Source organism: Prochlorococcus marinus XMU1406, assembly GCF_017696055.1.
GTDB lineage: Bacteria > Cyanobacteriota > Cyanobacteriia > PCC-6307 > Cyanobiaceae > Prochlorococcus_A > Prochlorococcus_A marinus_W.
This window is the reverse complement of record NZ_JAAORG010000001.1, coordinates 779,509-800,282: the sequence shown is the minus strand read 5'-3', so window position 1 is coordinate 800,282 and position 20,774 is coordinate 779,509. Positions and strand designations below refer to the sequence as shown.

The 20,774-nt window shown below is 30.6% G+C and carries 22 protein-coding genes; 16 read left to right on the top strand and 6 right to left on the bottom strand.

The annotated features are described in order from the left end of the window. Nucleotides 1-63 precede the first annotated feature (63 nt). Nucleotides 64-324, top strand: coding sequence for a photosystem I reaction center subunit PsaK (gene psaK, locus HA149_RS04615; RefSeq protein WP_011818394.1), 261 nt, complete (start codon nucleotides 64-66; stop codon nucleotides 322-324). Nucleotides 325-343: 19 nt separating this feature from the next. Here the strand turns inward: psaK and dxs are convergent, their stop codons facing one another. After that, the gene (gene dxs, locus HA149_RS04610) at nucleotides 344-2,233 is read right to left on the bottom strand and encodes a 1-deoxy-D-xylulose-5-phosphate synthase (protein WP_209113457.1); all 1,890 of its coding nucleotides are present in this window, start codon (nucleotides 2,231-2,233) and stop codon (nucleotides 344-346) included. A gap of 116 nt (nucleotides 2,234-2,349) precedes the next feature. Here dxs and ilvA point away from each other — a divergent pair, with 116 nt between their 5' ends. The 3 genes from ilvA to HA149_RS04595 all read left to right on the top strand — a co-directional run bounded on the left by ilvA (nucleotide 2,350) and on the right by HA149_RS04595 (nucleotide 4,781). Then, nucleotides 2,350-3,891: a threonine ammonia-lyase, biosynthetic gene (gene ilvA, locus HA149_RS04605; RefSeq protein ID WP_209113455.1), complete on the top strand. Its 1,542-nt coding sequence runs from the start codon at nucleotides 2,350-2,352 to the stop codon at nucleotides 3,889-3,891. Nucleotides 3,892-3,957: 66 nt separating this feature from the next. Next, complete coding sequence (gene scpB / locus HA149_RS04600) at nucleotides 3,958-4,464, top strand: SMC-Scp complex subunit ScpB (RefSeq protein ID WP_209113944.1); 507 nt, start codon at nucleotides 3,958-3,960, stop codon at nucleotides 4,462-4,464. Nucleotides 4,465-4,502: 38 nt separating this feature from the next. Beyond that, nucleotides 4,503-4,781 (top strand): YggT family protein, encoded by a 279-nt coding sequence (locus tag HA149_RS04595; RefSeq protein WP_002807500.1) that lies wholly within the window; start codon nucleotides 4,503-4,505, stop codon nucleotides 4,779-4,781. Between the two features lie 2 nt (nucleotides 4,782-4,783). Here the strand turns inward: HA149_RS04595 and HA149_RS04590 are convergent, their stop codons facing one another. Continuing rightward, complete coding sequence (locus tag HA149_RS04590) at nucleotides 4,784-5,113, bottom strand: nucleoside triphosphate pyrophosphohydrolase family protein (RefSeq protein WP_209113453.1); 330 nt, start codon at nucleotides 5,111-5,113, stop codon at nucleotides 4,784-4,786. 61 nt (nucleotides 5,114-5,174) lie between these two features. Here HA149_RS04590 and pyk point away from each other — a divergent pair, with 61 nt between their 5' ends. Genes pyk through HA149_RS04565 form a run of 5 tightly spaced genes read left to right on the top strand, consistent with a single transcriptional unit; the run spans nucleotide 5,175 to nucleotide 10,734 of the window. Further along, nucleotides 5,175-6,965 carry a pyruvate kinase gene (pyk, locus tag HA149_RS04585; protein WP_209113451.1) on the top strand — a complete coding sequence of 597 codons (1,791 nt, stop codon included), beginning with the start codon at nucleotides 5,175-5,177 and terminating at the stop codon, nucleotides 6,963-6,965. Then, nucleotides 6,958-8,190: an ABC transporter permease gene (locus HA149_RS04580; protein ID WP_209113449.1), complete on the top strand. Its 1,233-nt coding sequence runs from the start codon at nucleotides 6,958-6,960 to the stop codon at nucleotides 8,188-8,190. The genes pyk and HA149_RS04580 overlap by 8 nt, the downstream gene beginning before the upstream one ends. A 48-nt stretch (nucleotides 8,191-8,238) precedes the next feature. After that, nucleotides 8,239-8,775, top strand: coding sequence for a biotin transporter BioY (locus HA149_RS04575; protein ID WP_348535633.1), 537 nt, complete (start codon nucleotides 8,239-8,241; stop codon nucleotides 8,773-8,775). Beyond that, a complete protein-coding gene (lspA, locus tag HA149_RS04570) occupies nucleotides 8,775-9,233 on the top strand; it encodes a signal peptidase II (RefSeq protein ID WP_209113445.1) in 459 nt (152 codons plus the stop codon). Before HA149_RS04575 ends, lspA begins: the two co-directional genes overlap by 1 nt. A gap of 1 nt (nucleotide 9,234) precedes the next feature. Next, on the top strand, nucleotides 9,235-10,734 hold the full coding sequence (locus HA149_RS04565) for a GTP-binding protein (protein WP_209113443.1): 1,500 nt from the start codon (nucleotides 9,235-9,237) through the stop codon (nucleotides 10,732-10,734). 133 nt (nucleotides 10,735-10,867) lie between these two features. Here the strand turns inward: HA149_RS04565 and HA149_RS04560 are convergent, their stop codons facing one another. Continuing rightward, the gene (locus tag HA149_RS04560) at nucleotides 10,868-12,253 is read right to left on the bottom strand and encodes a pyridoxal phosphate-dependent decarboxylase family protein (protein WP_209113441.1); all 1,386 of its coding nucleotides are present in this window, start codon (nucleotides 12,251-12,253) and stop codon (nucleotides 10,868-10,870) included. A gap of 43 nt (nucleotides 12,254-12,296) precedes the next feature. On the opposite strand from HA149_RS04560, the gene HA149_RS04555 reads away from it, so the two are divergent. Further along, complete coding sequence (locus HA149_RS04555; RefSeq protein ID WP_209113439.1) at nucleotides 12,297-12,812, top strand: nucleoside deaminase; 516 nt, start codon at nucleotides 12,297-12,299, stop codon at nucleotides 12,810-12,812. On the opposite strand, the gene HA149_RS04550 is transcribed toward HA149_RS04555, so the two are convergent. Continuing rightward, complete coding sequence (locus tag HA149_RS04550) at nucleotides 12,787-13,971, bottom strand: pyridoxal-phosphate-dependent aminotransferase family protein (protein ID WP_209113437.1); 1,185 nt, start codon at nucleotides 13,969-13,971, stop codon at nucleotides 12,787-12,789. The genes HA149_RS04555 and HA149_RS04550 overlap by 26 nt on opposite strands. Nucleotides 13,972-14,184: 213 nt before the next feature. Between HA149_RS04550 and glnA the strand changes: the two genes are divergently transcribed. The 3 genes from glnA (at nucleotide 14,185) to HA149_RS04535 (ending at nucleotide 17,040) form a co-directional block, all read left to right on the top strand. Further along, complete coding sequence (gene glnA, locus HA149_RS04545; RefSeq protein ID WP_011818380.1) at nucleotides 14,185-15,606, top strand: type I glutamate--ammonia ligase; 1,422 nt, start codon at nucleotides 14,185-14,187, stop codon at nucleotides 15,604-15,606. A 102-nt stretch (nucleotides 15,607-15,708) separates the two neighbouring features. Continuing rightward, on the top strand, nucleotides 15,709-16,764 hold the full coding sequence (locus HA149_RS04540; protein WP_209113435.1) for a class I SAM-dependent methyltransferase: 1,056 nt from the start codon (nucleotides 15,709-15,711) through the stop codon (nucleotides 16,762-16,764). A 12-nt stretch (nucleotides 16,765-16,776) separates the two neighbouring features. After that, entirely contained in the window at nucleotides 16,777-17,040 is a 264-nt protein-coding gene (locus HA149_RS04535; protein WP_209113433.1) for a DUF6439 family protein, read from the top strand. On the opposite strand, the gene HA149_RS04530 is transcribed toward HA149_RS04535, so the two are convergent. Both HA149_RS04530 and HA149_RS04525 read right to left on the bottom strand, forming a co-directional pair. Continuing rightward, nucleotides 17,019-17,453 carry an ATP-binding protein gene (locus tag HA149_RS04530; RefSeq protein ID WP_209113431.1) on the bottom strand — a complete coding sequence of 145 codons (435 nt, stop codon included), beginning with the start codon at nucleotides 17,451-17,453 and terminating at the stop codon, nucleotides 17,019-17,021. The genes HA149_RS04535 and HA149_RS04530 overlap by 22 nt on opposite strands. A gap of 48 nt (nucleotides 17,454-17,501) precedes the next feature. Continuing rightward, on the bottom strand, nucleotides 17,502-18,221 hold the full coding sequence (locus tag HA149_RS04525; RefSeq protein ID WP_209113428.1) for a GUN4 domain-containing protein: 720 nt from the start codon (nucleotides 18,219-18,221) through the stop codon (nucleotides 17,502-17,504). A gap of 35 nt (nucleotides 18,222-18,256) precedes the next feature. Here HA149_RS04525 and mnmH point away from each other — a divergent pair, with 35 nt between their 5' ends. The 3 genes from mnmH to HA149_RS04510 are packed head-to-tail and all read left to right on the top strand — an operon-like array spanning nucleotide 18,257 to nucleotide 20,768. Then, on the top strand, nucleotides 18,257-19,297 hold the full coding sequence (gene mnmH / locus HA149_RS04520; protein WP_209113426.1) for a tRNA 2-selenouridine(34) synthase MnmH: 1,041 nt from the start codon (nucleotides 18,257-18,259) through the stop codon (nucleotides 19,295-19,297). A 60-nt stretch (nucleotides 19,298-19,357) separates the two neighbouring features. Beyond that, the gene (psb28, locus tag HA149_RS04515; RefSeq protein WP_209113424.1) at nucleotides 19,358-19,711 is read left to right on the top strand and encodes a photosystem II reaction center protein Psb28; all 354 of its coding nucleotides are present in this window, start codon (nucleotides 19,358-19,360) and stop codon (nucleotides 19,709-19,711) included. A gap of 13 nt (nucleotides 19,712-19,724) precedes the next feature. Next, entirely contained in the window at nucleotides 19,725-20,768 is a 1,044-nt protein-coding gene (locus tag HA149_RS04510; protein ID WP_209113422.1) for an AI-2E family transporter, read from the top strand. The last annotated feature ends 6 nt before the right edge of the window (nucleotides 20,769-20,774 follow it).

Genomic DNA, 20,774 nt, shown 5'->3' with positions numbered 1-20,774 from the left:
CTTTTACAATTTTGTGTTTTTTAGGTAAAAGTATTAGAGAATATATGAAAATAACGATTTTTTATGTTTACTACATTATTTGCAGCTGCAGATCCAGCAACTTTTTCTTGGTCCCCAAAGTGTGCCGTCGTAATGATTGCATGTAATGTTTTTGCTTATGCAATTGCTAGAGCAACAATAAGAAAACCTAATGAAGGTTTTGAAATACCTAATTCAAAATTCTACGGTGGTTTAAGTCACGCATCAGTTGTAGGTGCTAATTGCCTAGGTCATATTTTCGGAATTGGAGCAATCTTAGGATTAGCCTCACGTGGTGTTTTATAAAAATTTATTTATTAAATTTTTAATTGTCTAACTTAAATTTTTTAACAATTTTATCTGCCATCTGATCAGGCATAAGTCCTAATTTTTCTTTACTCTGATCAGGTGAAGCATGATCAACTAAAACATCAGGTATACCTATTCTGTATACTGGAATATTTATTTCATTATCGTTTAATAATTCAACTATTGCGGAACCAAATCCACCTATTAGTGTTCCTTCTTCGATAGTTACAACTTTTTGAATCCTACTTGCTAAAGGCATAATAAGATTTTTATCGAGAGGTTTCACAAATCTTGCATTAATAAGAGATGCATGAATGTTCATATTTTTTAGAATCTTTGCTGTTTCGATAGCTGATGCGACCATTGAACCATAAGCAATAATTAAAATATCCTCCCCTTCTTCAAGTATTTCTGCTTCGCCTATATTTAAAGGTTCCCAACCCTCATCCATTACAGCCACTCCTAACCCAGAGCCTCTGGGTATTCTTAGTGCTGTAGGACCGTTATGGTTTATTGAAGTTATTAACATTCTCTGTAATTCAGACTCATCTTTTGGGGCCATCAATACAAAATTAGGTATAGATCTCATATAACTGATATCGTACTGACCTTGGTGAGTAGGACCGTCAGCTCCAACTATCCCAGCTCTATCAAGTACGAATGATACAGGTAAATTTTGTATCCCTACATCATGAATTAATTGATCGAAAGCACGTTGAAGAAAAGTACTATAAATAGCTACAACAGGTTTAAGACCATCGCACGACATTCCAGCCGCAAGAGTAACTGCATGTTGTTCTGCTATTCCTACATCGATATATTGGTCTGGAATATTTCTTTGCAATATATCTAAACCAGTACCTGTAGCCATTGCAGCTGTAATACCAACGACTTTGCTATCTTGTTCACATATTTTCAATAAGGTTTGACCAAATATTTTACTATAACTAACAGGCTTAGGTTTCTTTGATGGAATAGATTTCCCAGTAGTCAGATCAAATGCAGACTGTGCATGATATCCTACCTGGTCAGCTTCTGCATATGGATAACCCTTTCCTTTTGTTGTGACAACATGAACAAGTACAGGTTTTTTAAGTTTATGAGCAGCGTTAAAAGTATTAACTAAATTTCCAATATCATGACCGTCAATTGGACCCATATATGTAAAGCCAAGTTCTTCAAATACAGCACCAACCTTAGGCACAGCCAATCGTCTAACGCTTCCTTTAATATTTTTCAATTCTTCTGGTATATCCTTACCAATTAAGGGAAAATTTTTTACACTTTCTTGAACACTATCGGATAAAAATTGCAATGGCGGACTAACTCTTACCTTATTTAAGTAAGATGAAAGGGCTCCAACTGGAGGTGAAATAGACATATCATTATCGTTTAATACAACAACTAAGGGAGTATTTGGTAAGTGTCCTGCATGATTTATAGCTTCTAATGCCATTCCTCCAGTTAATGCTCCATCTCCAATAACAGCAACACATTTATAATTCTCACCTTTTCTGTCTCTTGCTATTGCCATTCCTAAAGCAGCAGAAATAGAAGTGCTTGCATGTCCAGCACCAAAATGATCAAATTTACTTTCACTTCTTTTTAGATATCCAGCTACTCCATTTTGTTGTCTAAGGGAATCAAATTGACTGAAACGTCCTGTTATTAATTTATGAGGATAACCTTGATGTCCAACATCCCAAACAACTTTGTCGAAATCAAGATCAAGAGTTTGATATAAAGCCAATGTAAGCTCAACTACACCTAAACCAGGACCAAGATGTCCACCGCTAGTAGATACTACTTGAAGGTGCCTTTCTCTAATTTGACAAGCAATTTCCTCTAATTGTGAAACTGTTAAGCCATGAAGTTGATTTGGATGACTTAACTCACTTAAAAGCATTTAACAAAAATTGGTATCTATCTAATCTAAAACGTCGAGGTGCAAAATGAGTATTTTTTTGGAAATAGATCATGTAATGTTTTATTAGATTAATAATTAATGCTAAAAATATATATATGAATGATTATTTTGAAAAAATACTTCAAGCTGAAGTCTATGAAGTAGCAAAAAAAACGCCCCTAGAAAAAGCTCATAATTTAAGTAATACACTTAATAATGAAGTTTTTCTAAAAAGAGAAGATCTTCAAGATGTATTTTCATTCAAAATAAGAGGTGCATATAACAAAATGAGTAAGCTCACCAATTCTCAGCTTTCTCAGGGAGTAATTACTTCAAGTGCTGGTAATCATGCTCAAGGTGTTGCTCTTAGTGCTCTCAAGCTAAATTGCCAAGCGACAATATTAATGCCCATTACAACACCTCTGGTAAAAGTTAATGCTGTGAAAAAGTTAAAAGCAAAAGTTATATTATTTGGTGATAATTATGATGAAACTTACAAAGAAGCAATAAGGATTAGCGAAGAAAGAAATTTATGTTTTATTCATCCTTTTGATGATCCAGATGTAATAGCAGGACAAGGAACTATAGCTATTGAACTAGAACAGCAACTAAAGGAAAAACCCTATGCAATTTATATTGCTGTTGGTGGTGGAGGATTGATATCAGGAATATCCTTATATATTAAAAAAATATGGCCTGAAGTAAAAATAATTGGGGTAGAGCCTGAAGATGCAAACGCTATGACAAAGTCTTTGGAAGAATCAAAAATTGTGGAATTATCTTCTGTTGGTCAATTTGCAGATGGAGTGGCGGTTAAAAAAATTGGTAAAAATACTTTTGATATTGGCAGAAAATATATAGATAAGATGATTACCGTTAATACTGATGAAATATGTGCAGCTATAAAAGATGTTTTTGAGGATACCAGATCAATACTAGAGCCCGCAGGAGCATTATCAATTGCAGGGATGAAAAAAGATATTTTAAATTTGAATCATTCAAATAGAAAAATGGTTGCGATTGCATGTGGTGCAAATATGAATTTTGAGCGGCTTAGATTTGTCGCAGAAAGAGCAGAACTTGGTGAGTGTAAAGAAGTAATGATGGCTGTTGAAATTCCCGAACGTGCTGGAAGTTTAATTGATTTTTGTAAGTTACTTGATAATAGAAATTTAACTGAATTTAGCTACAGGATGTCCAATTCTAAGAATGCCCAGATCTTTGTAGGAGTTCAAGTCTATGGATTAAATGATAAAAAAAATCTTATAAATTTATTTAGAAATTCGGAGTACTCATTTATTGACATAAGTGATGATGAATTATCTAAAAATCATCTAAGACATATGGTAGGTGGAAGATTACCAAAGAATTTTAAAGAGATGGATAATAAAAACTTTGTTGAGCTTTTATACAGATTTGAGTTTCCTGAAAGGCCTGGCGCATTAATAAACTTCTTAAATAATATGAAATCTAATTGGTCAATAAGCGTATTTCACTATAGGAATTATGGAGCTGATGTTGGGAAAATTGTTATTGGAGTTTTAATCGATAAAAATGAGATTTTCGAGTGGAATAAATTTGTAAGAATTCTAGGCTATAAATTTTGGGATGAGACTCAAAACGATACATATAGATTATTCCTTGGTGCATCAGATTAAATTTAAGGTAAATTAGGAAAGATTTCGGTAATTAAAATCAATCAATCTGATCTAAATACCACGCCAATATCTGATATAGATCTTGTTACTAAAGTTGAAGCTGTTCTATATTTGAAAGGCAGACCAATAACAAAAAAGGATCTTTCAGAAATTACTAATTCTGATATAAACTTAATAAATGATGCAATTAAAGATCTAAAAAATAAATACTCTAATCCCAACTCAGCTATTGAATTAAATGCAGTTAATAACAGTTTTTCTCTCGAACTAAAATCTAGTCTTAATGAATTCGTCGATGATTTACTTCCTTCTGATTTGAAAACATCAGAATTAAGGACATTGGCTACTATTGCGATCAAAAAAAAGATCCTACAGTCGGATCTTATACTTCTTAGAGGTTCAGGTGCTTATGATCATATTAAAGAATTATTAGAAAAGAAATTTATCGTCAAACGAAAGCAAAAAGATGGTAGATCATATTGGTTATCATTATCAGAAAAGTTTTTTCAAACTTTTGCTGTAAGTAATGAATATCTCTCAAATATAGGAAGCAGTAATAATAAGCAGCAATAATAAGTAAATGTTAGGATATATTAAATTAGGAAAAAATAATGTTATCTGAGATTTTTGCAGTTCTGGGCCAAACTTTATCAATTTATTCTTTCATATTGATAATTAGAATTTTACTTACATGGTTTCCAGGGATTGATTGGAGTAACGGTGTTTTATCTGCATTAACTTCTATCACAGATCCTTATCTAAACATTTTTAGAGGTATTATCCCTCCAATAGGTGGATTTGATATTTCATCCTTATTAGCTTTTTTACTTTTAAATGTTATACAAAATTTAATTACAAATCTCCAGTATGCAAGCTTAGGTTATAGCTGAACTTACCTATCATCTCCAGAACCTCTTATCTTTCCTTTAGCAGCTCTTAATTTTAATTTTTCAAGGTTTTGTAATGCAACATCCTCTAAATTGAAATTTAATTCTGTACAAAGATTTGATATGTACCACAAAACATCTCCTAACTCTTTTTTAATACCTAATTTTGATTCGTTATCAAATATTCCATTTTTATCTCTTATGACCTTTTTCACTTTTTCTGCCACCTCACCAGCCTCTCCAACTAAACCAAGAGTTGGATAAATAATATTTGAGCCTAAATCTGGATATTGTGCTGTTTCTCTAGCTTTTTTCTGATAAGTTTTAAAATCCATGACTTAAATAACTAACTTTGGGTATGGTAAATTTATTTATATCTAGCAATATTATCTATATATGTCGAATATTGATTTAAAAAGAAGAACAAAAATAGTAGCAACTATTGGACCTGCAACTCAATCTGAAGAGATAATTACAAATTTAATTAAAGCTGGAGTAACAACATTCAGATTAAATTTCTCACATGGAGATCATAAAGATCATGCTGAGAGAATAAAAACCATAAGGGAAGTATCAAAAAAGTTAGATATAGATATTGGAATATTGCAAGATCTTCAAGGACCTAAAATACGATTAGGGCGCTTTAAAGAAGGGCCAGTAAAAGTTAAAAAAGGCGATAAATTCACACTGACATCAAATGAAGTTGAATGTACAAATACTGTGGCAAATGTAACCTATGACAAACTTTCTCAAGAAGTTAGCGAAGGGAAAAGAATACTTTTAGATGATGGAAAAATAGAAATGATTGTAGAAAAAGTTGATAAAAAAGCTAATAATTTGGAGTGTATTGTAACTGTAGGAGGGGTTCTTTCAAACAATAAAGGTGTAAATTTTCCAGATGTTCAATTATCAGTAAAAGCATTAACAGAAAAAGATAAAGAGGATTTAAAATTCGGTTTATCTGAAGGAGTTGATTGGATAGCACTAAGTTTCGTAAGAAATCCATCCGATATAAATGAGATAAAAGATTTAATAAACAAAAATGGGCATTCAACTCCTGTAGTAGCAAAAATAGAAAAATTTGAAGCAATTGATCAGATCGATTCAGTATTACCCTTATGTGATGGGGTTATGGTTGCAAGAGGTGATTTGGGAGTAGAAATGCCTGCTGAAGAAGTTCCTCTTTTACAAAAGGAATTAATAAGAAAAGCTAATACATTAGGTATCCCAATAATTACAGCGACTCAAATGCTTGATTCTATGGCTTCTAACCCAAGACCAACTAGGGCTGAAGTTAGTGATGTTGCAAATGCAATTCTGGATGGTACAGATGCTGTAATGCTTTCAAACGAAACTGCAGTTGGCGATTATCCTGTAGAGGCAGTTGAAACGATGGCAACCATAGCAAGAAGAATTGAAAGGGATTATCCACTTAAGGCTATTGAAAGCCACTTACCCAGCACGATCCCAAATGCTATTAGTGCAGCAGTAAGTAATATAGCTAGACAACTTGATGCAGGAGCTATAATCCCTTTAACTAAATCAGGTTCTACTGCTCGAAATGTAAGTAAGTTCAGACCACCAACACCTATCTTGGCAACTACTACAGAGAGGAGTGTAGCGAGAAGATTGCAACTTGTTTGGGGAGTTACTCCCATAGTAGTTAAAAATGATGAAAGAACTGCAAAAACTTTTAGTTTAGCAATGCAAATTGCTCAAGAAATGGGGATCTTAAATCAAGGAGATTTAGTTGTTCAAACTGCAGGCACATTAACTGGCATTAGCGGCTCGACAGATTTAATAAAAGTCGGTTTAGTAAGAAAGATTGTATCAAGAGGAATTTCAATAGGGGAAATCGGAGTTACAGGTAAAGCAAGAATAATAAAAAATAATCTTGATATGTCCTTAATTTGTCCAGGAGAAATATTATTTGTTCCCGAGGAATTAATGAAAAATATTCCACTTAGTAAAAATATTGCGGGCATTGTTACGAACCAAAATGTAAATGATGTTTATGGTTTGTTTAATAAAAATAATAAAAAAATTTCTACAATTTGTAATTTAGAAAATATGGATAATCATCAAATTAGCAATGGCGACCTTGTTACACTGCAGCTAAATGAAGGTGTTATATACATGGGGCAAATTGAAGATGAGGATTCAATAGATAAATATAAATATGTCTAGGAATATCTCAATAAAAGAAGCCTTAGGCATGGCCACAAAAACCTTGGTTTCGAACAAATTGAGAAGTTCGTTAACAATGCTTGGGATTATTATAGGAAATGCATCAGTTATTACACTTGTTGGACTTGGAAGAGGTGCTCAAACATTAGCAAAAAACCAATTAAGTAATTTAGGTGCAAATGTTTTATTCATTGTTCCTGGAAATAATGATACAAGAAGAAGAGGTATTTCATTTCCTAAAAACCTAGTTTTAGAAGATGCATTAGCAATAAGCAATCAAGTCCCAACAGTTAAAAAAGTTGCTCCTCAAATCTCTGCTAACGAAATAGTACAATCAAATTCTAAAAGCCTTAATATTTCAATTGCTGGAGTTACTCCAGAATTTCTTGAAGTAAGAAGCTTTGAAGTAGATAAGGGAAGATTTTTATCAAAAAGTGATGTTAATAGTGCAAGAAGTTATGTTGTAATAGGTCCTGATCTTAAAGACGAATTTTTCAAAGATAAATCTTCATCACTTGGAAAAAATATCAGAATTAAAGACCACACTTATGAAATTATCGGAATATTAAAACCAAAAGGTGCTGTATTTGGAAGTAATCAAGACAAAAATGCTTATATTCCATTAACCACCATGGTCAATAGGATTACAGGGAAGGACCCAACATATGGAGTAAGTTTAAGCTTCATTAGTGTTGAAGCGATAAATAAAAATGCAACTAGTGCCGCTAAATTTCAGATTACTAACTTATTAAGGCAAAGACATAAAATAATCAGAGATGATGACTTTGCGGTTAGATCACAAGAAGATGCATTAAATATAGTAACCAACATAACAAGTGGACTAACGTTTTTATTGGCTGGTATTGGGGCAGTATCTTTAGTTGTTGGAGGCATAGGAATCATGAATATTATGCTAGTTTCTGTAAGCGAAAGGACTGAAGAGATTGGACTTAGAAAAGCAATAGGAGCTAAACAATCAGATATATTAATTCAATTTTTAATTGAGGCATTGATTTTATCTACAATTGGAGGATTAATTGGAACAACAACGGGATTATCAGGTGTTTTTCTTTTATCTCTGATAACACCACTTCCTGCATCAGTAGGAATTACAACTACTTTTTCCACCATGATCATTTCAGGATCAATAGGCTTAATCTTTGGCGTTTTACCTGCAAAAAGAGCTTCTAAATTAGATCCAATTGTTGCATTGAGAAGTTTATAAATAGAACTTATAATGATGCTCAATTTTTATAAATTAATTGAGATACTGGTGAGTCTTCAATTACTAGTAATAACATCAATGATATCTGTTTATATTCCACTACCCTTTATCTATAATTCTAGTAATAACTTTGAGTTGCCTATCACATGGCAAATTCCAACCATAATTATATTAACACTTATATTTCATAAAAAAGTTGTTTTCAGAGCATTTTTTATATATATAATTCTGGGTTTATTTATAATTCCTGTTTTTCATCAAGGAGGTTCAATAGGTTATTTGCTAACTCCAAATTTTGGCTATTTATTAGGTTTATATCCATTAATCAAAATAATTGATAATTTAAATAATAGAAATAAAATTAAAGTTGGAAACTTTTTAAAAAATGGATTTTTAGCAATAGGTGCTATGCATTTAACTGGAATATTTTACAACTTCATACAAATTATATTCTACAGTCAATTAAATATATTTTTATATAATTTAGGGAAATACTCATTAGGTAAGATTGGATATCATTTTTTAATGCTTTTTCCACTTTTATTACTTATTAAACCTATAGAACGTTTAAAACGTAGTAAATAATGATTAATAAAATACAAACAAAAATATATTTTTTATCTCTAAGTATTTTTATTGTTCTAATAGATCAATTGACGAAATATTTAATGCTTTATTATAAAAAATTATTTATTAATAAAGATCTTCTTTTATTCAAATTAGACTTTGTAAAAAATTACGGGGCAGCATTTAACATATTTAGTGGTAGTAGAATATTTTTATCTTTAATAAGTATTTTGTTTTCAATATTACTTATTTATTTAATATTTAGGAAAAATACTTTAAACGCATTCGATCTATATTCTTACAGCTTTATACTTGGGGGAACTATTGGTAATGGTATAGATAGGATATATAAAGGTTTTGTGGTTGATTTTATAAATTTAAATTTTATAAATTTTCCAGTCTTTAATATTGCTGATATATCTATTAATATTGGGTTCATTTTTTTACTGTATAACATTTTTAAAAATAATCGTTAAAATGAATTACTTGAAATTAAAGTATATAAAATATATATTATTAATATTATTTTTATATATTTTATTTTCGATATTTATAAGAATAGTAAATATTTATACCCTTATATTTTTAATAGTAATTATTTATATTTTTTATAATATTGATAAAAAATTATTCAAAAAAATAGTTTATAAAGTTATATATAAAAATAAAAAAAATACACTTTCATTCAAAAATACATATGGTGCTGCCAAGATAAGTTTGGAAGGGGTAGATAAAATTAATAAAAAAATTAACGATAAAGTAAAAGTTGAACTTTTAAATTACCAAAAAAACAAACTAGAATCTCAATTAAAAACAGGAGATTATAAAGTTACTCTTTTTGGAGCAGGTTCCTCAGGAAAAACATCTATTGCAAGATCTTTATTAAAAAATATTGTCGGACAAACTTCCGCAAAAATAGGTACAACAAAGCAAATTAATAGCTATAAAATTCGCATCCCAATTTTAAAAAGAAACATTAATATAGTTGATACTCCGGGTTTATTCGAACCATCTAAATTAGGAGAAGAAAGAGAAAAAGCAACAATTATACAAGCATCAAATTCCGACTTAGTTCTCTTTGTGTTAGATCAGGACATAAATAAATACGAAAACTATTTAATTAAAGAATTATTAAAATTAAGAAAAAAAATTATAATAGTTCTAAATAAATGTGATTTGAGGTCTAAAGATGAAAATAACCTCATCAAAGAAAATATAATTTCTATAACTTCCGCTAGAAAAAATAAAATTTCTGTTGTTCAAACAATTGCTGTACCTCAACAATATTCCTTTATTAAATCAGATGCTTTAGATTTAGTTCCAGAGGTAGGAAGTTTATTTAGAGAAATAATTGAAACGCTCGATAATAATGGTGAAGAGTTATTGGCGGATAATATTCTTTTTCGCTCAAATAAATTAGGTATTAAAAGTAAAAAGTTCGTGCAAGAACAAAGATATTTAATGTCAAATAAAGTTATTAATAAATATATGTGGATAACAGGAGGGGTAATACTAGTTAATCCATTACCAGCTGTTGATTTCCTTACTACTACCTCCGTAAACCTTCAAATGATAATGGAATTATCAAAAATATATGAAATAAAGCTTACAAAAAAAGATGCAAAAGATTTAGCGACTTCATTGCTAAGCGCATTGGCTAAACAAGGAATCCTAAAAGGGGGTCTCGCCATTCTTTCTCCTGCTTTAGCTACAAGCCTGACTAAAATTATATTATCTAAATCTATACAATCAGTTACAGCAGGCTGGTTAATAAGAATAGTAGGACTAAGTTTGATTGAATATTTTAAAAATGGGCAAGATTGGGGAGATGGAGGAATCCAAGAAGTAGTAGATAAGATCTATAGAATAAGTAAGAGAGAGGACATTTTAAATAACTTCGTAAGAGAAGCTATTTCAAAAATTGAAATGAAAAAGTATTTTAAATCAAATAAAAGTTTGCCTCCATTTACTATGTAAAATTGGATAATTGATCATTTAGATAAGTTCTGAAATCAAAGATAGTTATTAAGAGTAAATAAGCAATACAAATAGCTATAGATATAAACCCTGTTACTATTGCAATAATTTTTGGTCTACCCATATTCATAAGTTAGGCATCTAAAAGTCTCAAAAGTTCTTTAATATGAGATTCCTTTGTATTGTAATTTCCCATGACAACCCTTAAAAAATATCTACCTTTAAATTTAGGTCTAGAAAGCATAAAATTATTGTTAATTAGTTCATTAACTTTAGTTTGAGTCCATGTATCAGAGTCTTCTGGCTCAAGTTTCTTTGGTATAAATGAAACAATATGAAGAGGACCTGAATATATATCAAATTTATTCTTACTAATATTTTTTATAAAAAAATCTTTTCTTTTAATTGATGATTTTAATATATTTTCTATTCCATTCAGACCTAAAAAACGTAACCCAAGCCATAATTTGATAACCTCTGCAGGTCTAGAACCTTGTATGCCAATTTCTCCTCTATTTATAATATTTTCTTTAGATGATATATATGGTAGTCCAGTATTAAAAGTATTTTCTAAAGTACTCATATTTGAAACCAACAACAAAGATGATGTCTTAGTAATGCCTATGATTTTTTGCGGATTTATCGTTATCGAATTAGCCTGATTAATATTATTTAGACCTTTTATTGGAATAGAGGTTACAGCAAAAATGCCTCCAATAGAGCCATCTATATGAAGCCATATATTTCTTTCTTTGCATATTTCACTTATTTCTTTAATAGGATCAATGGCTCCCCTCACAGTTGTCCCAAGGGTGGCAACAATAGCAAATATTTTTTTATTTTTTATTGTACATTTATCTAAAGACTTTCTGAGATAGTTTATGTCCATTCTACCTTGATTATCAGTTTTAATCCTGACAAGATTGGTAGTATCAAGACCCATTACTCTTATACATTTAACGAAGGAAGAATGAGCATCTTCACTAACAAGTAATACAGAATTAGGATTTGTAGCTAATCCAGCATTATTTCTAGCTGCTATAAGGGCATTAAGATTACTTAATGTACCTCCGCTAGCAGCTATACCTCCTGAGAGATCATTAAACCCTATTTTCTTGGCAAACCATTTGCATAATGATTCCTCAAGCAAAGTTACACTTGGTGATAACTCGTAAGCGAGAAGATTATTATTTAAACCAGCAGCAATTAAATCTCCCAAAATAGAGAAAATTAAAGGTGGGGGATCAAGGTGAGCTAGTGAACCAGGATGAACGGGATTAAATGAATTATTCAAAAGAGATTCAATCTCAGAAAACAAATCTTCTTCAGAGTTGCCATCTTCTGCAGGCATAATGCACTTGAAATTATCATCAAAAGGTAAAGGACCATTTTTATCAGCTTTAGAGAACCAGTCACAAAGAGTTTTACTTGCTCTATTAAGAAGAGTAATCAATTTGTCATTAGTCCCTAAATATGAGGGGAAATATATATCTTTATTATTAATTAAATCTTCAGCCATCAGATAAGATATCTATTAATAATTCTATTCTCAATATTTGTAAATGAGATATATTTTTGAAAATGGAAATAGTAATAAAGATCAACAAAAAAAAACAAATAATTCGAATTACACTTTGTGGATGAAGTCAATATTAAGAAGATCAAAAGAAATTGGAAAAGTTGAGCTACCAATCTGTTCAATAATTTTAGATGAGAGAGGAAGATGTATCGGGAGAGGGGTTAACAGGAGGAATATAAATAAAGACCCATTAGGTCATGCTGAGATAATGGCACTTAGGCAGGCATCACTAATAAAAAATGATTGGAGATTTAATGAATGTACGATTATCACAAATCTAGAACCATGTACTATGTGTTCCTCTGCTCTTATTCAAGCGCGGATGGGTAAAGTTATTTTCGGAGCTTACGATAAGAAAAGAGGTGGATTGGGAGGCTCAATCGACCTATCAAAACATGAAAGTGCTCATCACAAAATGGAAATTGTAGGAGGTATTTTAGAAGACGAATGCAGTCAAATTTTACAGCTATGGTTTAAAAAGTTGAGGACTCAAAAATAGAATATTTTTTTAACTCAGTATCAAATAGGTTTAATAATCTATCAACATTCTCCTCACTTGAGTTAAAACCCATTAATCCTATGCGCCATACCTTACCAGACAATTCTCCAAGTCCATTTCCTATTTCTATTCCAAAGTTTCTTAAAAGATGATTTCTAAAACCATCTCCATCAACTGCTGGAGGTATTTTAACTGTGGTTAAAGTTGGCAATCTATAATCCTCTGATACATGTAATTCCATTCCAAGACTTTCTAACCCATTCCACAGTTTCTTTGCATTAGTGTTATGTCTATTCCAAACATTTTCTAAGCCCTCATTCGCAATTAATCGTAAACCTTCACGAATAGCAAAATTCATATTTACAGGGGCAGTATGATGGTAAACGCGATCAGAACCCCAATATTTATTTAATAGAGATAAATCTAAATACCAGTTAGGTACTTTTGTTTTTCTTGAACTTAGTTTTTCTTCAGCTCTATTATTCATCGTAAAAGGGCTCAATCCTGGAGGACAACTTAATCCCTTTTGACTACAACTGTATGCTAGATCAATTTTCCATTCGTCAATCAATAGTTCTAGAGCTCCAAGAGAAGTAACTGCATCAACTAAAAACAAGCAGTTATTTTTTCTACATACATCCCCAATACCATCAAGAGGTTGTAAAACACCACTTGATGTTTCAGCATGGACAATAGCAAAAATTGCTGGTTTTTTAGTTTCTATTTCATACTTGATTTCTTCATAAGAAAAGGATTCTCCCCAAGGTTTTTCAATAACAGATACATCTGCTTTATATCTTGTTGCCATATCAACAAGTCTGTCTCCAAAATATCCTTTTTTAGCGATAAGAATTTTTTCTCCTTCCTCTATAAAATTAGCTATTGATGCTTCCATAGCTGCACTACCAGTACCACTCATTGGAAGAGTCAGACGATTATTACATTGCCAGGTATATCTTAGAAGTTGTTGAACATCAGACATCAATGAAATATATGCTTCATCTAAGTGACCAATAGGATTCAAAGAAAGAGCGCTTAAGACTTCTGGATGCGCGTTTGAAGGACCAGGACCTAATAAAAGTCTAGAGGGAACATAAGTCTTTGAGAAATGAGATAAATTCTCTTCATTTAAAGCCGAAATAAGTTTTGCTTCTGTCAAAGCATTACATTCAATTACTTTTAAATTAAACTAATATCTCCACATAAGCGATATTTATTTAAAGAAATTCATTCAATTTAAATATTTAAGTAAACAATTATTAAACTTATGACTTGAAACACTAAAAGAAGACATCAAGTCTTAAAAAAAGTTACCGTTGATACATAACAAGAATCATCAAGTTATTAATTTCATAGAAGGTATTAAAAAATTATGTCTAAATCTCCTCAAGATGTTTTAAGTCAAATTAAAGACGAAGGAATTGAACTCATCGATTTAAAATTCACTGATATTCATGGAAAATGGCAACATTTAACTCTTACATCAGACATGATAGAGGAGGATTCTTTTACAGAAGGTTTGGCATTTGATGGCTCATCAATAAGAGGTTGGAAAGCAATTAATGCCTCGGATATGTCAATGGTGCCCGATGCAAGTACAGCTTGGATAGATCCTTTTTATAAACACAAAACTCTAAGTATGATTTGCTCTATTCAAGAGCCAAGAAGCGGAGAACCTTATGATAGGTGTCCAAGAGCTCTAGCTCAAAAGGCATTAAAATATTTAGACTCGACTGGTATAGCCGATACTGCATTTTTTGGGCCAGAACCAGAATTCTTTTTATTTGATGATGTTAGATATGACTCTAAAGAAGGAGGTTGCTTTTATAGTGTAGATACTATTGAAGCCCCATGGAATACAGGGAGAATTGAAGAAGGGGGAAACTTAGGATACAAAATACAATATAAAGAAGGATATTTTCCGGTAGCTCCAAATGATACTGCGCAAGATATCAGATCTGAGATGCTTCTTCTTATGGGTGAATTAGGTATCCCCACAGAAAAACATCACCATGAAGTTGCTGGTGCCGGCCAACACGAGCTAGGAATGAAATTTGATTCGTTAATAAATGCTGCTGATAACGTTATGACTTATAAATACGTTGTCAGAAATGTTGCAAAAAAATATGGAAAAACAGCAACATTTATGCCCAAACCTGTTTTTAACGACAACGGAACAGGAATGCATGTTCATCAAAGTTTATGGAAGAGTGGACAGCCACTATTCTTTGGTGAAGGATCATATGCAAATTTATCTCAAACAGCAAGATGGTACATCGGAGGCATACTTAAACATGCTCCATCATTCTTAGCATTTACTAACCCAACTACTAATAGTTATAAACGATTGGTTCCAGGATTCGAAGCACCTGTGAATCTAGTTTATTCTGAGGGTAATAGATCAGCTGCGGTAAGAATTCCTTTAACAGGTCCAAGCCCTAAAGCTAAAAGATTAGAATTCAGATCAGGTGACGCACTTGCAAATCCTTACTTAGCATTCTCTGTAATGATGCTTGCTGGTATTGATGGAATTAAAAATCAAATTGATCCTGGTGATGGAGTAGATGTAGATTTATTTGAACTTCCAGCTGATGAACTTGCAAAAATTGATACAGTACCTTCATCTCTAAATGACTCACTTAATGCGCTAAAGGCAGATAAGGATTATCTATTAGCTGGTGGAGTATTTACTGAAGATTTTATTGATAACTTTATCGATATAAAATACGAAGAGGTACAACAACTAAGACAAAGGCCTCATCCCCATGAATTCTTCATGTATTACGATGCATAATTAAAAGAACACATTAGTTTAAATTATTCAATTTGAGAAATATCACAAAATATTCTCAAATTGATTTTTTTTTTGTTGGAATATAGATATATAAATTGAAAAATGGCTAGGGAATCAATTTCAAAAATTGCATATAAAACGCTACAACAAAGTAAAAGCATTGCAGGTTTCGCTCACAAGCAGATCAGTTCAAGATTAATGAATTTTATTCTTCCCGATTCAAAGCTTGAAAATTTTGATATAGATAGAGATCTTCTAATGCAAATCCAAAATTCAATGGATATCTTAAGAGAAGAAGATTGGAATGATGCAGAAAAAAATATATATCCAAAAAAATTATTGTTTGACGAACCATGGCTTAGATATATAACTCAATATCCTAAAATTTGGCTCGATATGCCTAATACATGGGATAGACGCAGAAAACAAAACTTTGATGATCTTCCAAAATCAATTGATAAAGATAATTATCCTCAATATTACTTGAGAAATTTTCATCATCAAACAGATGGTTATTTATCAGATTTTTCAGCTAGCATTTATGACCTACAAGTAGAGATACTTTTCAATGGAAGTGCTGACTCAATGAGGAGAAGAATAATTAAGCCAATAAAAGAAGGACTTGAAATTTTTAGCGATAGAAAAAAAAGTTCCATAAAAATACTTGATGTGGCTACAGGATCAGGAAGAACATTAAAACAACTAAGAGCCGCATTTCCTAAAGAAAAAATTACAGGAATTGATTTATCTGATTCATACTTAAAAGAGGCAAGTAGATTTATTTCAGATTTAGATGGGGATTTAATTGAGTTAATAAAAGGTAATGCTGAAGAATTACCTTTTGAAAATGATAGTTTTCAATGCATTTCTTGTGTTTACTTATTTCATGAATTACCTAGAACAATTAGATCTAAAGTATTAAATGAATTTTTTAGAGTTCTTGAACCTGGGGGGATATTAGTATTAGCTGATTCAATTCAAATAAGTGATTCACCTGACTTTACATCCGTAATGGAAAACTTCTATAAATCTTTTCATGAGCCCTTTTATTGTGATTACATAAAAGAGGATATAGATTCTAAAATAGAGGAAGTAGGGTTTAAAGATGTAAAATCAAATTCCTTTTTTATGACCAAAGTATGGTCTGCTATAAAATAAATAAAAACTTCTATGACCTATTGGGATAAAGATACTATTCAGCTAGTCCAAAGTCTTAATGACAAATTAAAGATTGATCATTCTAAATGGCATAAAGATAAAGGAAATAAATATAAACGATCTGCAGAACTAATTTCGGCGGGATTATGCCATTTAATTATTTCTTGTAATGAGAAAGAAACAATTGAGTATATAGAAGAAAGTATTAAATGGTTAAAAGAAATTAACGTAGATAAACCTTGTCCTAGTAAAAATCATCTTTTTAAAGCCAACTGAAGTCTATTACCTTTAGTACTCCATCTAATATCATCAAAACATTCGTTAATAATATATAGGCCACGGCCATTTACACTACTTACTTTTTTTGGTAATTTGTAGTCTCTTTTTTTTATTTCTAAACCATTACCTTGATCTTGAATTTGCCAAACACACCAATTAGGAGTAATTATTCTTCTTACTCTAATATTTTTTTTAGGATCTAATTTATTTCCATGTTTTACTGCGTTAACTAGAGCTTCATGTAAACCAAGTTTTATAAGATAGCATGATTGAGAATTTTTAATTGGTTCTAATAATTGATCGACAAATTCATTCAACTGTAATGATGATTCGAATTCATAATTTGACCAGTTAATCTTTGGTCTTTTAAAAAATTTTTTTAAATTATTTTTGCCCCGGAATAAGGACATAATAATATTTTGATACTGTCTTAATTTTAACTTATTAAATACCAGAATTTAAAGAATATTATTATGTCTCTCTGCAATAGCAGGGTGCCGTAGAATAGAGTCCATAAGTCTTACTCCTCTTAGTTGATTTATTAAAGGCATATGTCCATCAGGAGCATCCAATGACCAGCAAAAAGCTCCAGGATATCTAGTCCATAAGCCCTCTTTTTTCCAACCTATTTTCGGCCACATTAACTCATATTTTTTTCCTACTGATTTTAATATCTTTGCCTGAATTGAGAATCCAAATCTACCAGTAGAATAAATAGTCCATAACCTATCTATTGTTTCTAGATCTTTACCTGACATATCCTTAACTTCACTATAGAAAACATATCCACGTTTTTCAGCTAATTTTCCAGCCAATCTTCGTAAATAGGAACTTGTTAATCTATCTGCCTCTTCAAATGCTTGCTCAACCAACATCAATTGCAAATCTTCATAATTAATATCAATATCTGAATATGTATTAAACCAATTATTAAATTGAGAGTTTTCAAAGAATTCAGGCTTAAATTTTTTTAAAACTTGCAATATCCAACCAGCAGCCCAGTCATCTCCATCCCTATCAAAGATATCAAATAGTGAAGGGCCAATATTAAAAATATTTTCGACTTCAAATTCTATTTGATTTAATGTATTTATTCTTTTTCTTTGATTGGAATCTACAAATTTTTTTATCAGATCTAATGTAGCATTATTACAGTTATCTTGTTCTTTGTTATTCATTTTAAAAAATCAATCTAAAAAAATAAAAACTATCCATGTATTTCAAAAGAAAACAACTAGAGAAATTTAGAAGTTTTAAAGGACCACTTATAGATGTTAGGAGCCCGAGTGAATATTATAAAGGACACCTGCCTAATTCTATTAACATTCCACTATTTGATAATGATGAGAGATCTATAATTGGCACGATTTATAAAAAAGAAGGAAGAAAAAAAGCAGTCATAAAAGGATTAAAATTTTTTGAAAAAAAAATGGAATTACTTCTTGATAATTTATTTATAAGTATTGATTCTTATAAAACTATTCCTAATAAAAATAATGAATCTCTTATCAGAATATATTGCTCTAGAGGAGGAATGCGTTCACAAAGTATTGCATGGTTATTAGAAAAATTTAAATTAAATCCTGTTACACTTGATGGAGGATACAAAATATATAGAAGATGGGTATTAGATAGTTTCTCAAAAAAATTGAATATAGTAGTTATAGGCGGAAAAACAGGAACAGGGAAGACAAGATTATTATCATTACTAGAGAAATATAAATATCAAACTATTGATCTTGAAGCATTTGCTTGTCATAGAGGCAGTACATTTGGAGGTTTAGGAATGAAAGAACAACCTTCAAATGAACAATTTGAAAATACAATAGCAGAAAAATTAAATACTTTTAAATGTTCTAATAATATTTTTGTAGAAGCTGAAAGTGCAAATATAGGTAAATGCAAAATTCCTCATGAATTCTTCAATCAGATGAAAAATTCAAGAAGAATTGAAATTTTAAGGAGCAAATCTAACAGGTTAGATGAGTTGATAAATACTTATAGTATTTTTAAGAAAGAGGAACTCAAAGAATCTGTATTAAGGATAAAAAAAAGATTAGGACCGCAAAGAACAAAAATAGCTCTTGAATCAATTAACAATGAGAAATGGGACTTAGTTTGCAGATCAGTTCTAGATTATTACGATAAGTGTTATGAATTTGAAAAGGTTGGCAAAACAAATATTAAGTTATTAGATTTAACTGACAAAAAATATGATGAAAGCATTCTAGAGTTAATAAATAATGTTTTATAAAATAATTACAAACGAATGTGAAAAATATTTCCTAAGATAAAAAATTAATAAATGAATATTATGACAGCAAATAAAACTGCAAAAATACAATTTTATGAAGGAACTAATGAACCAGTAGTGCCTGAAATAAGACTGACTAGGAGTAAAGATGGTACTACGGGCCAAGCATTATTTTTGTTCGAAAAACCTCAGGCATTATCTTCAATTACAGAAGGTGAAATCACAGGTATGCGTATGATTGATTCCGAGGGGGAAATACTAACTAGGGAAGTTAAAGTCAAGTTTGTTGATGGAGAACCCATATTTTTAGAAGCAGTTTATATTTGGAAGAACACATCAGACTTTGATAGATTTATGAGATTTGCAAATAGTTATGCCAAATCAAATGGATTAGGATATTCTGAGAAGAAGTAGAATATTTTGAAAATTGAGTAGTTCATCATATTTCAAGTTAGTAGTAATTTTAATCTCTTCATTAATAATATGGACTTTAAGAGATTTTCTCCTGTTAATAATTTGTTCTCTAGTAATTTCAAATATTGTATGTAATTTATGTAATCAAATGCAAAAGGGGTTGAAAATTCCCCGATCGCTGTCTTTATTTCTTGTCTTAACTGTTATATCAGTAATTGTATTTACTATTTTTATTCTTGTATTGCCTCCATTTATAAAAGAATTTAATGAAATTTTAGTTGATATTCCAAATGGTTTATCAAAAATAAATATTTTGATTAATACAAATCTGAACAAATTTAATAGCCTATTTTATGGCGAACAATCAGAAAATGTTATAGACATATTCAGTCTTATAAATAATGTAGTTACAATTCCAGATGCCTCAACTATTGCAAAAGCTATTCAAGAAAGTTTTAAGAATTTAATAAATATAGCGGGAAATCTGGGTTCTGGTCTTTTGAAATTAATATTTGTATTAGCAGTGAGTTTGATGATTTCTATTGAACCAAAACAATATAAAGAAAATATACTTCTATTAATTCCAAAAAATTATCGCAACAAATTTAGAAATATTCTGGAAAAATGCAATATTGCATTAGCAAATTGGACCTTTTCTATGGTCATAAGCTCATTATCAGTAGGTCTATTATCACTAATAGTTTTGTCTATATTGGATGTTAAATATGTTGTCTCAAATGCTTTAATAGCAATGGTTCTTAATATAATTCCAAATATAGGTCCAGTTATTAGTGGTATATTTCCAATTTCAATTGCACTATTAGATAATTTTTGGAAGCCAATGGCTGTTTTAGGAGCATATGTAATCATTCAAAATATTGAAAGCTACATAATAATGCCATCTATAATGAAGAAAAAAACAAACTTACTTCCTGGTTTGACATTAATATCACAATTTGGATTTACCTTCATTTTTGGTCCATTAGGCTTAATACTATCTCTTCCATTAGCTGTAGTAATACAGGTTTTAATCAAAGAATCATTTAAAGATATTTAAAAACTA